General features: G+C 40.5%; 11 protein-coding genes. 8 read left to right on the top strand and 3 right to left on the bottom strand.

The annotated features are described in order from the left end of the window. The first annotated feature begins 232 nt into the window (after positions 1-232). The 6 genes from ACOI22_RS07105 to ACOI22_RS07080 all read left to right on the top strand — a co-directional run bounded on the left by ACOI22_RS07105 (position 233) and on the right by ACOI22_RS07080 (position 6,843). Positions 233-655 (top strand): hypothetical protein, encoded by a 423-nt coding sequence (locus ACOI22_RS07105; protein WP_420671320.1) that lies wholly within the window; start codon positions 233-235, stop codon positions 653-655. Positions 656-764: 109 nt separating this feature from the next. Then, positions 765-1,934: a benzoate/H(+) symporter BenE family transporter gene (locus tag ACOI22_RS07100; protein WP_420671319.1), complete on the top strand. Its 1,170-nt coding sequence runs from the start codon at positions 765-767 to the stop codon at positions 1,932-1,934. Beyond that, positions 1,931-2,566, top strand: coding sequence for a GntR family transcriptional regulator (locus ACOI22_RS07095; protein WP_420671318.1), 636 nt, complete (start codon positions 1,931-1,933; stop codon positions 2,564-2,566). Before ACOI22_RS07100 ends, ACOI22_RS07095 begins: the two co-directional genes overlap by 4 nt. 168 nt (positions 2,567-2,734) lie before the next feature. Then, a complete protein-coding gene (locus ACOI22_RS07090) occupies positions 2,735-3,232 on the top strand; it encodes a hypothetical protein (protein ID WP_420671317.1) in 498 nt (165 codons plus the stop codon). Between the two features lie 102 nt (positions 3,233-3,334). Beyond that, positions 3,335-6,328, top strand: a complete 2,994-nt coding sequence (locus ACOI22_RS07085) for a M16 family metallopeptidase (protein WP_420671316.1) — start codon at positions 3,335-3,337, stop codon at positions 6,326-6,328. After that, complete coding sequence (locus tag ACOI22_RS07080) at positions 6,328-6,843, top strand: GNAT family N-acetyltransferase (RefSeq protein ID WP_420671315.1); 516 nt, start codon at positions 6,328-6,330, stop codon at positions 6,841-6,843. The genes ACOI22_RS07085 and ACOI22_RS07080 overlap by 1 nt, the downstream gene beginning before the upstream one ends. A gap of 4 nt (positions 6,844-6,847) precedes the next feature. Here ACOI22_RS07080 and ACOI22_RS07075 read toward each other — a convergent pair whose 3' ends face one another. Beyond that, positions 6,848-7,330: a DUF1456 family protein gene (locus tag ACOI22_RS07075; protein WP_420671313.1), complete on the bottom strand. Its 483-nt coding sequence runs from the start codon at positions 7,328-7,330 to the stop codon at positions 6,848-6,850. A gap of 288 nt (positions 7,331-7,618) precedes the next feature. Between ACOI22_RS07075 and ACOI22_RS07070 the strand changes: the two genes are divergently transcribed. Beyond that, positions 7,619-9,202, top strand: a complete 1,584-nt coding sequence (locus tag ACOI22_RS07070) for an ABC-F family ATPase (RefSeq protein ID WP_420671312.1) — start codon at positions 7,619-7,621, stop codon at positions 9,200-9,202. 64 nt (positions 9,203-9,266) lie between these two features. Here the strand turns inward: ACOI22_RS07070 and ACOI22_RS07065 are convergent, their stop codons facing one another. Continuing rightward, complete coding sequence (locus ACOI22_RS07065) at positions 9,267-10,367, bottom strand: polysaccharide lyase family 7 protein (RefSeq protein ID WP_420671311.1); 1,101 nt, start codon at positions 10,365-10,367, stop codon at positions 9,267-9,269. A gap of 117 nt (positions 10,368-10,484) precedes the next feature. Then, positions 10,485-11,633, bottom strand: a complete 1,149-nt coding sequence (locus tag ACOI22_RS07060; RefSeq protein ID WP_420671310.1) for a tetratricopeptide repeat protein — start codon at positions 11,631-11,633, stop codon at positions 10,485-10,487. A 452-nt stretch (positions 11,634-12,085) separates the two neighbouring features. On the opposite strand from ACOI22_RS07060, the gene thrA reads away from it, so the two are divergent. After that, complete coding sequence (thrA, locus tag ACOI22_RS07055; protein ID WP_420671309.1) at positions 12,086-14,560, top strand: bifunctional aspartate kinase/homoserine dehydrogenase I; 2,475 nt, start codon at positions 12,086-12,088, stop codon at positions 14,558-14,560. The last annotated feature ends 19 nt before the right edge of the window (positions 14,561-14,579 follow it).

The following is a 14,579-nucleotide window of genomic DNA, read 5'->3' as shown; positions in this document are numbered from 1 at the left end:
TATAAGAAAAATAATTATCCTGTAGAGGAATATAAATCGAAATTAACGTGAGCAGGTTACGGAAATTCAAGCTTTAAAAGGTATAATTATTGATAAGTAGGTATACGTAGTCATATGAATTTAGGAAAACTAAGCTATGTCTTGCAATCATGACTTAACAACACGATACTTATTTTCAACAAGCGTTTAACAAACTGCTTCATGTGAAATAACAATAAAAAGGGTAAAAACAATGAGTAAAGCACCTACGTGGTTTTTAATAATTGGAATAATAGCGTTAATCTGGAACATAATAGGCGCTGCAGCCGTAATTGTGAATTTTATGGTAACGCCTGAACAGATTGCTGCACTGCCAATAGAGCAGCAGCAAATGTATGCAGACACCCCCGTTTGGGGGAGCTATGCTTCATTACTTGCTGTTCTTGCTGGCGCTCTTGCCTGTATTGGATTACTAGTTAAAAAAGCATGGGCCTACCCATTGTTTATTGTCTCGTTTCTTGCATTAGTTATTCAAGATATTGCAATTTTTATTATTGTTGATGCGGTCAGTGTGCTAGGCGTAGGTGTTTTAGTCATGCAAAGTATTGTCGCGCTTATTGCGATAGCACTTATTTACCTTGCTTTTAAAGCCAAAAATAAAAATTGGATTGCTTAAATGTAGCTAATTGCAAGGCTAAGAAAAGTATTTAATTGAGCAAAAAATATTGCTAGGCCCTTAAAAATGTATACAATTTTAAAATGTATACATTTTTCCGGGCGTTTGTGTGTCAGTACTTAAAGATTTTTCTAGCTCAGCATTTGTCGCAGGCTTTATTGCGGTACTCATTGGATTTGCCAGTGCCAGCGCAATTGTTTTTCAAGCGGCTCAAGCCGCTGGCGCTAATGCGCTTCAAATTGAATCATGGATATGGGCGCTAGGCATAGGCATGGGGTTTACTACCTTTGGTTTGTCGCTTTACTTCAAACGCCCTTTAATTATAGTTTGGTCTACGCCAGGAGCCGCGCTATTGGCCTCAAGTTTACAAGGCAGTGGCCTTGCTGAAACAACCGGCACCTTTATTTTTGTTGGCCTACTCATTGTTGTATTAGGAATATCGGGATTATTTAATAAATTAGCCCAGCTTATTCCTATGCCGATCGCCTCGGCTATGCTAGCGGGAATTTTATTGCAATTTGGTATAGGTATTTTTACAGCCATTTCGGTTGATGCAAGCCTTGTTTTAGCTATGTTGGCTACTTATATTTTGCTTAAATTTACCTTACCTAGATATACCATTTTGGGTGTGCTGGCCGTTGGAACCGCTATTTGTTTGTTAAATGGTAGCGTTGACATAACAGCTATTGAATTTCGTTTAGCAAGCCCTGAGTGGGTCACGCCTGAGTTTTCTTTCGCTTCCATTATAGGTATTGGTATTCCTTTATTCATAGTTACCATGGCCTCGCAAAATTTACCCGGCGTGGCTATTTTAAAGAGCAGTGGTTATGCTCAGCAAAATGTATCACCCATAATGACGGTAACAGGCCTTAGTACAGTAATTTTAGCACCTTTTGGTGGCTTTACCTTCAATTTAGCGGCGATTACTGCCGCAATATGTACCAGTGATGAGTGCCACAGTGACCCTTCAAAGCGCTATATTTCGGGATTGTCAGCAGGCGTGTTTAATGTGTTGGCGGGCTTGTTTGGCGCAACTGTAGTCAGTTTGTTTGCTGCGTTCCCTGTTACTATGGTGGCAGCCTTGGCGGGCCTTGCGCTAGTATCAACCATATCGAGTAGTTTAACGTCAGCATTGGCTGAACCAAGCCAACGAGAGGCGGCCATTATTGCCTTTTTAGTGACGGCTTCAGGGCTTAGCTTTCTTGGCATAGCTTCAGCATTCTGGGGCGTGATACTAGGCTTACTTGTTTTAAAAGTGGCGGAGCTAAAAAAATCATGAATACAGCAAAGCAAAGTTTATACGAGCGCATTAAACAAGATATTCTTGATGAACAGTTACCTTTCGGCGAAGGCTTAAAGCAAGAGGCTTTATCACTGCGTTATGGGGTAAGTCGAATTCCAGTGCGCGATACTTTACTTAGGCTTAAATCAGATGGCTGGCTTGTGCCTCATGGTAAGCGAGGGGTAAAAATAGCGCCGCTTAACGCAGAAGAAGCTGAAGACTTATATAAGTTGCGTGTGTTAGTAGAGCCCATGATTTTGGAACATGTTATTGAAAAAATCACCTTGCAAGATATTGGTAAAGCTCGAGACATTTTGGCTTATATAGAAAAAAACACAGGTTTATCAAGTCAAGAAGTAGGTGAGCTAAATTGGCAATTTCATGCCTGCTTATATGCGTGCGCAAAACGAGATACATTGTTTTCGAGCATTGAAACACTACATTTTAAATGCAGCCGATACATTGGCTTTCACAACCGTGAGCTAAATTATATGCACATTAGTGAGCAAGAGCATCATCAACTACTAGCTGCTATAGAGGCTGAAAATTTGCTCTTATCACAAACTATTTTGCAACAACATATACAAAATGCGGGTGAGAAGCTGGTATCTCATTTAAAAAGCAGATAAGTTAAACACATGTAGTTGTTGCAACAGTGTGTTCAAGCTTACTAAGCAATACAGGCATAGAGTCGATAACTTACTTAATGAAAAAGTTCGTAATGCAGTCCGATATCTGAGAAATTTTGCTGTTAGGCGAAATTAAGCAAACGCAACATAATCACAAGTAAAATTAGTATGAAAAGCAATATAAGCAACCCAACTATTATAGATGTGGAAGCAAGTGGTTTTGGTCCTAAAAGTTATCCTATTGAAATAGGTGTTGTACGCCACGATGGTGAGCGCTATTGTCGACTAATTCGCCCTTTTGACGATTGGGATTTTTGGCAAGTAAGTGCACAAGAAGTGCACGGGATAACGCGGCAGGATTTAATGCATTATGGTGCAAGTGGCGTTGAAATGTGCCACGAACTTAATGAATTCCTAAGTGGGCAAACGGCTTATTCTGATGGCTGGGTGGTAGATTCACCGTGGGTCATTAAATTATTTGAACGTGCGGGTGTTAAAATGAGCTTTCGTTTGAGCTCTTTAGAAATGATATTAAATGAAAATCAAATGAACCTTTGGCATACAACAAAAGACAAAGTCATTAATAAACTTCAGTTAAAACGTCATAGAGCTAGTAACGATGCACTTATTATTCAACAAACTTTCAATTGGACGCATAGCGCTTAATTCAGTATTCCTTAGCATTTAGCTTTGAGGGCAATCATTCATATACTCGTAAAAACGCGCTTTCTTCAGTCGCGTTTCTTTATTAACACTTTCGGAAAATACATGTTGTTAAGCTTTCTTCATCCATGTTCTTTATCAAATACATTTCACAATATTAGTAGAGTGTTAGTTACCGCTGCATCACTAATGTTGCTAAATGCATGCGGCACTAAAAACGTCCCTAGTAATGTAGATTCATTTAGCAATGAGTTGCTAAATGAACAAGCATCTAGTTTGCAGGCGTCTTTGGTGATACCGGTTGACAAAAACATTCACAAAGCCACCCTTAGCAATGGTCTTAGTTATATTGTTAGAGCAAACAAGCGGGCAGAGAACTACGCTGAACTTCGTCTCGTTGTTAAAGCAGGTTCAATACAAGAAGATGAGGCGCAACTTGGTTTTGCTCACTTCGTTGAACATATGGCGTTTAATGGCACGCAAGATTTTAAGAAACGCGAAATAATTGAATTTGTAGAGTCAATAGGTATGCAGTTTGGTGCGCATTTAAATGCCTATACGTCTTTTAACGAAACGGTTTATAAATTGAGAATACCCTTAGGGCAAAAGGGCGCGCTTGAGACTGGCATACATATTTTGGAAAACTGGGCGCATAAAATTAGTTTTGAAGCACAAGATATTGATGACGAACGAGGCGTTGTGTTAGAAGAATGGCGAAGCCGAAAAGGCGCACAAGATCGTATTCGTGAGCAAACTTTTCCCATTTTAATGAATGGCAGTGACTATGCTCAGCGTTTACCTATTGGTACCGATAGCAACATTACTAATGGCACCCATAGTGACTTAAAACGTTTTTACGATACATGGTACAGACCTGACTTAATGACCGTAATTGTGGTGGGCGATTTCAGCCAAAGCATTAATACACAACCAAGTTTCGAAGGTAGCCTTGCTAAAGGGGATGAGTCTAATCCAAGTGTTCGCAGTGTTAGTCAACTCATTGAGCGTTACTATTCAACGATAAAAGCCCCCGAGCCTGGGTCAATGTTGCCTGAAAAACGTATGCAGGCGCAAACACTGACCAAGTATACAAAGCCGGCGATTAAGATAGTGGGGGACAAAGACTTAAGCGCGACCTCATTTTATATTACATGGCGCCAGCCTGAGTTTAAGATAAATAATGTAGCAGATATTCGCCAGCAGATTATTCATAATTTATTGCTAGGAAGCATTAATGTTCGGTTTAATGAAGCATCTTGGAAAACAGATACCCCGTACACGCATGCAAGCGTGAATTTTTCTCGCAACTATGATTTAGGTTTTCAGTTTACGCTAGGCGTAGGTAGCAAGCCTTTGCAGCTTGCTGCAAGCGTACAGCACAGTTTACTTATGTTGCAGCAAGTGAAGGAGCGCGGCATAACGCCAAATGAACTTGCAGAGCAAAGTAAAATTTTTATTGATGGCCTAAACAAAGCACTTAGCCAGCAGCCTAGCTATCAACATGCTGGTTATATTCAGCACTACAAAGAATACGTTTTGTTTGAAGAGCCTGTATCACTTGCCAGTTTGTCATTTTATGTAGAGCAAGCTAAGCGAATTTTGCCCACCATTACGGCGAATGAATTGCAGGAAAAATTAAATACTTGGTTAGCGAATGATGATGCCGTGTTAGTGGCAAGCATGCCCGAAAGTGAAGTAGATGACGCTCCTTCACAAAGTGATTTATTAAATATATATACTGCATCGGGGCAGGCTACACCACCGCCCTACACTCCGCCAAAACAAGTTCTTAAGTTGATGACGACATCACCTGAGGCAGGCAAGGTCATAAATAAAACATACATAGAAAAGTGGGATGCTCACTTATGGGAACTTTCTAACGGAGCTAAGGTATATCTAAAAGCCAGCAAATTTGAGGAAAACAATATTCGCTTTTCAGCCTATAGCCCTGGGGGCTATGCAAAATTTGACGATGATACTTATTTGCGCAGCTTTGGGATGATGGGTGCTATTTCAGCAATGGGGCTTGGTGAGCTAGATACGCCTACCTACAATCAATACTCTCGTGATAAACGCTTTCGCTTTTCAAGCTACATTAGCACTTACAGTGAAGGCGCTAGCGGAAGTACTACAAAAGAAGAGTTACTGCCTTTTATGCAAACTTTGCATTTAAACTTTGTAGCCCCTAGAAAAGATTATGAAATATTCGATTGGTTAAAGGGTTTATATAAACCTCAAATAGAAAAGCGTTATAACAACCCGAATGCTTTATTTTCATCAAAAATACGCGAAGTAACTCGTGCGGGTAATCCACGTGATGTTGAATTTGATTTAGCCATGTTAGCGCATCAAGACTTAGACACCATTTATGATATACGTAAGCAAAGTTTCGAGAATGCAGCAGACTTTACTTTTGTGTTTGTGGGTGACTTTGAATTTGATGATATGGAAAGGATGTTAAATACCTATGTTGCTAGTTTACCTTCGAATGAAAACACAGATTCGCTCAAGCTGTTACCTGACTACGACGCACAAGGTGATTTCACAATTACACTGGCAAAAGGCAAAGAGGCCAAGGCCACCGTTCGTATGAACATGTGGGGAGACGCGAGTTGGTCACCTAAAGAACAGCTTGTATTTAACACCCTAAAATCGAGTTTAGAAAACCGTTTGATGATTCGCTTGCGCGAAGAATTGGCGGGTGTTTATGGGGTAAGTGTGGGCGGTGGTTTTAGCCAATGGCCGTATCAAGAAAATAATATTCTTGTTGCGTTTACCTGCGATCCTATGCGAATTGATGAACTAAAAGATGAAGTAAAGGCAATATTTGCCGAATTTATGGCGGGTGAAATTGACCCTCAGAGTATAGAAAACAGCAAAACTCGGATGCTTACCGAAAGGCAAAAGCGCCTTAAAGAAAACGGGTTTTGGTTATATCGTTTACTGTCAGAAGTACAACCATACCAAAGCGTTCCCTTAAGTGAATATTCTACTTTGGTTGAAAGTATTACCCTAGATGATGTGCACAAAGCGGCGAAGCGGTATTTAAACCGTGAAAATAAATATTTGGCAACATTAGTACCAGAAGAGTTTGAATAATGAGTAATCAGCTTGAAATATTGGCATATAAAGAGACTTATGCTCCATTTTTTGAGTCCATCAATACGCAATGGATTAACGAAATGTTTGTGCTAGAACCCATTGATAAAGCGGTGTTAAGTCAGCCTCAGGAACATATTATTAATAAAGGTGGGAAAATTTGGTTTGCTCGCCATCCTGACCTAGGCATAGTGGGAACTTGCGCTTTATTGAACAAAGGAAATGGCGCTTACGAGTTGACTAAAATGGGGGTGGAAAAGTCAGCTCGAGGACTGAAGGTAGGTGAGTATTTACTACAAGAGGTACTCAATGAAATTAAGCAAAATCGTTCTATAATTGGAATAAAAACCCTGTTTTTGCTAACGAATAAGAAATGCGAGGCTGCTATTCATTTATATGAGAAAAACGGCTTTGTTCACTGTGGCAACGTTATGCAAGAATATGGCACGAGTTATGAACGCTGTGATGTAGCTATGAAATATGCCCTGAATGCTCAAGGCATGTCTATCAGTTAAGCGTTTATTTTTTATGCGCTTCGGGGCGATAGGTTTTTACCATCCCCTGCAGGAAATTACGCAGAAGTTGATCCCCACAAGGGCGATAACTACGGTGATCAGCTTTTCTAAAAAGCGCAGTTAATTCGCCTTTGCCTACAGGAAAACCACCTGTTCGTAATATCTTCATCATATCTTCTTGCTGATAATTCATAGCAATTTTAATTTTTCGTAGAATATCGTTGTTGCTTAAACGCTCACCGCTTGCAAGCACAGGAGGCGTTACCCCTTCACGTTTACCGCGTTTTTTAATAATTAAACCATCTAAAAACATAGCGAGGGTTTTATCTCGGCAAGGTAAGAAGCCTTCCTCGTCTTCCCGCTTCATCATATTGCTTAAATATTCTTCCTCAAGAGTGTAGTCAACCAGTTTGAAAATGCTAATGGTGGCACTGTTGTCAAGGGATAGGGCATAGCGCAAACGGCGCATTACATCATTCAATAGCATAGGTATATTCTTAGTCGGTAAAATATTTTGGCGCAGTATAACCGATTGCAGCCTTTGTCGCTATATTGAGCAAAAGGGACAAGAGCATTAGCATGGTGAAGGTATAATTCATTTAAGTACATGTGCAAAGACATTTAGCCAATATACAAAATCTCAGCATAAACAAGTGTTTCCTAATTGGAGGTTTATTGCGCAAGCGCTTTACTGTATAGTGCGCGCGTTTGAGCTTGTCATTGCTCATATTTTTCATGCTCGTTTATCGCGTTCACATCCCTAAGGAAATTAAGTTTGATCACCACCGCTAATATCACTATGCAATTTGGCGCTAAGCCATTATTTGAAAATATTTCAGCCAAATTTGGTAACGGAAATCGTTATGGTTTGATTGGTGCAAACGGTTGCGGAAAGTCAACCTTTATGAAAATCCTAAGTGGTGAACTAGCACCAACCTCAGGCAATATATCTGTATCTCCTGGTGAGCGCATTGGTACGCTTAATCAGAACCAATTTGCTTTTGAAGAATTTTCAGTGGTAGATGCGGTAATTATGGGCGACGCGCATTTGTGGGAAATTAAGCAAGAACGCGACCGCATATACTCTTTGCCTGAAATGTCAGAAGAAGAGGGCATGAAAGTTGCCGATTTAGAGTCTGAATTTGCAGAGCTAGATGGCTACACAGCAGAAACGCGTGCAATTGAACTGCTTGTTGAAGCGGGTATTGATGAAAGCTATCACTTTGGTTTAATGTCAGAAGTGGCTCCAGGCCTCAAATTACGAGTGCTTATTGCACAGGCGCTTTTCTCTAACCCTGACATTCTGCTACTCGATGAGCCCACCAACAACCTTGATATTTACACCATTAAATGGCTCGAAGATGTGCTTAACCAACGCAAATGCACAATGGTTATTATTTCGCATGACCGTCACTTTCTAAATGCGGTTTGCACCCACATGGCCGATATAGATTATGGCGAACTACGCATATATCCAGGTAACTACGAAGCCTATATGGCCGCATCTAGTTTAGTACAAGAGCAACTGCTTGCTGAAAATGCGAAGAAAACAGAAGAAATTAAAGAGTTACAAAGCTTCGTAGCACGCTTTTCTGCGAACGCCTCAAAAGCAAAGCAGGCAACTTCACGTGCACGTAGAATGGAAAAAATTGAATTAGAAGAAGTGGTTGCGTCAAGCCGACAATCACCTTACATCACCTACACGCAACACAAAAAGCTGCATCGCTTAGCGCTAGAGATGCACAATCTTGAGCATGGTTTTGAAGGTGAAACTTTGTTTAAAGGCGGCGATATTCTTTTAGAGGCGGGTTCTAAATTGGCTGTAATTGGCGAAAACGGCGCGGGTAAAACCACCTTCTTACGTTGTTTAGTTGAAGAATTGCAAGCCAATGGCGGCACAATGAAGTGGTCGGAAAATGCAACTATTGGTTACTGCGCGCAAGATGTTAGCAGCGATTTTGCCACTAGCATGACCTTATTTGACTGGATGAGCCAGTGGCGTACCCCTAAGCATGACGACTTAGCTGTTCGTGCTATTTTAGGACGTTTGTTGTTTACCTCGGATGACGTAAACAAAGATGTTAAAGTGTGTTCTGGTGGAGAGAAGAACCGCCTTATGTTCGGCAAGTTAATGATGCTGGAAATTAACGTGCTGATTATGGATGAACCTACTAACCACATGGACATGGAAGCTATTGAAGCGCTAAACGTAGCACTTAAAAACTTTGATGGTACGCTTATTTTTGTGAGCCACGACCGCGAATTTGTGTCTACCTTGGCCACTTCAATTATTGAAATTAAAGACCAAAAATTACATTATTTCCAAGGTTCTTACGACGAATACGTGAGTGCACGATAATTACTTTATAATATGAGTACCAAAAAGGAGCCATTTGGCTCCTTTTTTTGTACTTGCAAAATCATTATTGAGTAATAGGTGAACTTTTGCTCAATGTTAATTTAGAAAATACCACTTGCGTATAGTCACCGTTGGCAAAATCAGTTTCCCACTTGCCTGAGCCGCTACAACCTGTACCCCAAAATGGATGCGCTGTGCCGCCGTTACATTGGTTGTAAGCGCCCGCTTTAAAATAATGGTAGTCGCCAGCATAACCGTTTTCGAAATCTTGTTCGTCTACGTTGCCATAAGCGTCTACATTATTGGCTAAATTTATTGTGTAGTGAACGGTTTCTCGGTTTTCAGCGCTGAATGTGAGCTCCATAATGTCGTTTTCAACATTTACGGTGTAGCTAAACTCTTGGCCTAAGGCAATGCCTTTGCTACCAGGGTTCTGTGTGTTTTCCCACGTGTTTCCCCATACTGGGTATGCTATGTCGGTACGCTTTGGATCTGCTTTTGGTAAGTTACGCTCATAGGTCCAAAATACAGAGCCCGTTTTATGGCCAGGAAATTTTTTATAATAAATCTTTAATGGTTCATTACCGTAACCAAAGCCTTGTGATTTATCAGGAGAGCTACCCGCGTGAATTTGCCCAATAACCACTGAATAACTAGGTGGCTTATTAGGGAATTGACTGCTTACGGCCACGTGATCAACATGCAGTGTTGCTTCCATTTTTCCGCCTATAGCGGCAAATTCATTCGCATTTTCATGCGAGGCTAAGGCAAAGTTGTTTTGTGGGGCTTTCGTTGGGATTTTTGTGTTGGCACCACGTGACATATGGCGAAGTTCACTGCGGGCATTTTTTGAATTTGCAGTTGTTACCGCTACATTGGGGCTAGTAAACACCACTTCATTTTGTGCATTTACGTAAAAGAAATTTGGATGGGTGTACGATTGAATATCTTTGGTTGTCACCATATCAGGCTTACCGTCTTTGTTCACGTCAGTCGGTAAGGTAATGTTCCAGTAGCTAAGGTCAATTACGTCGCTAGGATGAACAAGCGCTACGTTTGGCTCACTATTTTCAGGCATAGTTGGTACACAAGCACTTAACGCGGCCGTTAAGGAAAGTGCGCTAAGGAACATAATGGGTTTCTTTCGATAAATAGATAATGGCATGAATACTCTCTTTATTGATCTTGGCTTGATTGTATACCCTAGCTTGCAGGGAAAATTTGAGCGCCTGATTGAAACAATAAATGAATAGCCTTGCAATATATATTTTGACGCCTCGCTTTAACTGGCAGTAAACATATCTGAGAGTTTACTGGCATAGCGTTCGCTTAAGCGCTTATCTTTAGTGCGCATCATGGCTTTTTCTAAGTAACGTTGACTACGGTTAATATCACCATTTTCAAAATATGCCTTGGCTAGCTTAAAGTGAAATTCATGAGATAAATTATTCAGTGAAATAGCTGATTTATAGTGTTGAATAGCCTTGCTATATGCGTCGTTTTCCATGGCTAGGTCACCGTTTATCATGTGATAATAGGGGTTAGCTAAACGCTTTTTGTGGAGTTGCTTTAAAATTTGCTTAGCCTTTTGAGCCTTGCCTTGGCGCTCGTATAGTAAGGCTAAGTTTTCATAGGCCGAACTAAACCCGGGCTTTAAATTAAGTGCCATTCGATAATATGAATCCGCTTGCTGATACAATTTGTTTTGGCTTGATAACACCCCTAAATTTAGCCATGCGCTTGTGTTCGTTGGGTCTTTCTTAATGGCGGCTCTTAAATAAGCATAGGCTTTGTTTGCATCATTTTTTAACATGTAGTCACTGGCTTTATTGGAATAAAATAAAGAAACCGTGTTTGCTTTACTTATAAGGGTAGCGTCAAGCTTCTCTATATTTTCTTGCGGGTCGAAATCAACTAGCAATGCTTTATTTTTGCTTTCGCGGGGATATACTTTTAGATTGATATGATGATTGATCATGGTTTGCCCCATGCGGCGGGTCCAATATTCAGGGATGTCGATATTTTGAAATTGTGAACGCATATTGAGGTGTTCGCTCATGGCGTACATCATAATGGTGAGCGATAAACAATTGGCAGCGCCTTGATGAAAGGTCTCAATAGCCGTTGAATTAGCCCCTGCCTGATATGATAACGATAACTGTGCTTGGCCAAAAATAGCTTTTATTAAATGGGTAAGTTTGGCTTTATCACCGCTTTGTTCAGCTGTATTTGTGTTGATAAAAGATTTCATTGCGTCATCTAGCGCAAATATTTCTTCACTGCTTTCTATTTTGTAACTTGAGTATTCAGGGAAGTTTGCATCAAGCAAGCTTGGCGTTGGCCTAGTGCTTACATTGGTGCTTTGGCATGCACTTAGGCACAAGGCTGAAAAGAAAAGGAGTATATAAGAACTAACATTAACATTACGCATAAATCACCTTAATCTCATAAGCTGTTTGAAAAGCTTAGGTCTAAAGACTAAAGAGGATTATACGCCTACAACTAAAGTTTAACAAATATTTAACAAAAATATACAAATTGCTTTGAAAAGCAATTACCTATGCGAGTGCTTTAATAAGCTAGCTACGATGTTCTAAGACTTCATGTAATAGGAAAAACATTGTATTAATCTTATTTTACAGTTGACTTTTAGACGTCTATACGGCAAATTGAATCACATAAAGTAAATACAAAAAGAAAAAGAAACTAACGACATGACTAATCACATCAATATGAACATTATTATGATGATTATAACCACCTTTTACGAGGGCGGTCGTTAGCTTGTGCCATTTTTTAGTTAACGAAAGCCCGCAGATTAAGCGGGCTTTTTTGTAGCTGTAGTGGATTGATTTGAATAAAGAATACGGGCAGGAGTGGTCAATGAAGGTGTTAAAGTTTGGTGGTTCGTCGTTAGCTGATGCTACTCGATATTTAAGGGTGTTTGAAATTAGTGCCAATACCCACCAAAGTGCTGATACAAAAGGCGCCGCGGTGGTATTGTCAGCGCCCAAAGGGGTAACCAATGCTTTGTCTTTACTCTGCGAACAAGCCGAGCAAGGAAATGATTACGGTGAACTGTTTGCTAAATTAACGATGACATTACACGGTATTTCCACAGAACTAAATGAAACACTTAGTGGCTTTGATTTTGCGGATGTAGATGCATTTATTAGTGAACGCTTGGATTTGCTTGAACAGCAGCTTAAAGGTATTAGCTTATTAAAAAGCTGCCCTGACCAAGTTACCGCAACTATTTTAAGTATGGGTGAGTACGTTTCAGTTAAAATTTTCAGTGCTATTTTAAGCGCGAAGGGCATAGACAACCTTATTGTAGACCCAGTTGAATATGTAGTTGCAGAAGGTGATTACTTAGATAGCCTAGCTTTATTATCACAAAGCCGAGCGCGTTTTTCTGAAATACCTACAGACGGCAGTAAGCTGTTGGTTATGCCAGGTTTTGTTGCCGTAAATGAACAAGGCGAAAAAGTCACACTAGGTCGTAATGGCTCTGATTACTCGGCGGCTATTTTAGCCGCTTGTATAAATGCGAGTTGCTGTGAAATTTGGACCGACGTTGATGGCGTATATAACGCGGATCCAAACCAAGTTGAAGGGGCAGTTTTATTAGATAAACTGACTTATCAAGAAGCCATGGAGTTATCTTATTTTGGTGCCAAAGTGCTTCATCCCAAAACAATTGGTCCAATTGCCCAATTTGGCATTCCTTGTTTGATTCGCAACACTTTAAACCCTGCAGCCCCCGGTACCTTAATTAGCCACGAAGCTAGCGAAAAATGGACCAGCGTTAAAGGTATTTCGCAGTTAGAAAATATTTCTATGTTTAACTTATCAGGCCCCGGAATGAAAGGGATGGTAGGCATGGCTAGCCGTATATTTGACGTAATTTCAAAAGGTAACATATCCATAAGTTTAATTACGCAAAGCTCATCTGAATATAGTATTAGCTTTTGTATTGCGCAAAAAGACACAGACAAAGCACGTGAATTACTAGAAGAGAATTTTGCTTTAGAGTTAGCAAATCATTTTCTTGAGCCCATTGAAGTGCGCGAAGATTTAGCCATTGTGACCTTAGTAGGTGACGGCATGCGTCATTCTAAAGGCTTGGCAGCGAAATTCTTCAAAGCACTAGCGCAAGCCAGAGTAAATAACGTAGCCATTGCACAGGGCTCATCTGAGCGTTCTATTTCAACGGTTATTGAGAACAGCAAAGCGAAAAAAGCGGTTAAGATTATTCATCAAAACTTCTTTACCGAAATGCGCAATATTGATGCATTCTTAATTGGCGTGGGTTTAGTTGGAAAGGAGTTGCTTCAGCAAATAGGCAAGCAGCAAGAAGCTTTATTAGCACGAAATATTAAGCTGACTGTTTATGGTATCGCAAATTCTAAGCGCTGTGCTTTAGAGCCTTTAGGGATAGATTTGCACGGCGATTTAACTCACGCATTAGATAGCGCTAAAGATGCATTCAGCGTTGAGAAGGTAGCTGATTTTGCCAGTACTAACAGCCTTACTAATCCTGTAATTATTGACTGTACCAGTAACGCGAGCATTGCTAATTTATATGTGCATATGATGCAAGCGGGTTTTCATGTGGTTACACCAAACAAAAAAGCCAATACAAGCTCTTATGCTGACTACCTAAGTTTGAAGAAAACATCGCTTAAATTTAACCGCCAATATTTATATGAGACAACCGTAGGTGCTGGTTTACCGGTAATTGATAACCTTCAAAAACTGGTTATTGCCGGTGATGAACTAGAACGCTTTGAAGGGATTTTGTCGGGCTCTTTATCTTATGTGTTTGGCAAGCTTGATGATGGCATGAGTATTTCTCAGGCTACCGCAACGGCCAAAGATAACGGCTTCACTGAGCCAGACCCTCGTGATGACTTAAGCGGCATGGATGTGGCGCGTAAATTACTTATAATGGCGCGTGAATCGGGCTTAAGCCTTGAATTAGGTGATATAGAAATAGAGTCAGTATTACCACAGTGGTTTGATGCCTCTGGCGATGTAGATGTTTTCATGAGTAATTTACCTAAGCTTGATGAGCATATTTCTGAATTAGCATCGAAGGCTAAAGCTGAAGATAAAGTTCTGCGTTACGTAGGCTCAATTGCTGATGGAAAGTGTAAGGTTAGTATTCAGGCTGTGGCACAAAGCCATCCTTTAGCGGCGGTAAAAGACGGCGAAAATGCCTTGGCTATTCACAGCCGCTATTATCAACCTATTCCGTTTGTAATAAGAGGATATGGTGCCGGTGCAACCGTAACGGCTGCAGGTGTATTTGCCGATGTATTGCGCACCATGCCAATACAATTAGAATTTAACTAAACAGGCGCGAGAATCAGAA

The organism is Glaciecola sp. 2405UD65-10, from assembly GCF_048820975.1.
Lineage (GTDB): Bacteria > Pseudomonadota > Gammaproteobacteria > Enterobacterales > Alteromonadaceae > Glaciecola.
This window is presented reverse-complemented; position numbering and strand designations above follow the sequence as displayed.